Raw genomic sequence first — 526 nt, forward strand, 5'->3', positions numbered from 1 at the left:
CAAAGATCAGAGCAGGAACTCTTTACCATTAAATTAAATAACAACCCCATGTCAGAACATTGCACTCCATCTCCGACATATGCATTTACTCTTATTGAATATATAGAAAGACTATACTTTCAGTAGCAGCACGTCATGATTGTTTTGGACAATCATATTACTGGAATAGGGCTTCCCCCTGTTAATAGTGAGTTTTTTCAGTAATAATTTTTATATAAAATTACTGCCTACAATGAGTTATATGATCCTCCCCACCATTAGTGGACACGCAACTAAGTGAGTAAACTCTCAACCAGAGGTGATTACTCATGACAAAACCAGCATCAACCAGCAAAACGGCCCGTAAACAGTACACGCCCGAATTCCGCGATGAAGCCCTGAAACTCGCTGAACGCATCGGTGTTGCTGCCGCCGCCCGTGAACTCAGCCTGTATGAATCCTGGCTCTACAACTGGCGCAGTAAACAACAGCAACAGATGACCTCCTCAGTACGCGAGAATGAACTGGCGGCCGCAGTAATCGGTGT

The 526-nt window shown here is 43.7% G+C and carries 1 protein-coding gene; it reads left to right on the forward strand.

Translation table 11 applies throughout. From position 1 onward, the window contains the following. Positions 1-308: 308 nt before the first annotated feature. A partial coding sequence (locus ACFOY6_RS24325; RefSeq protein WP_379652486.1) for a transposase occupies positions 309-526 on the forward strand: 218 nt, incomplete at its 3' end.

It is taken from the genome of Teichococcus aestuarii (assembly GCF_042651065.1).
In the GTDB taxonomy this organism is placed as follows: Bacteria; Pseudomonadota; Alphaproteobacteria; order Acetobacterales; family Acetobacteraceae; genus Pseudoroseomonas; species Pseudoroseomonas aestuarii.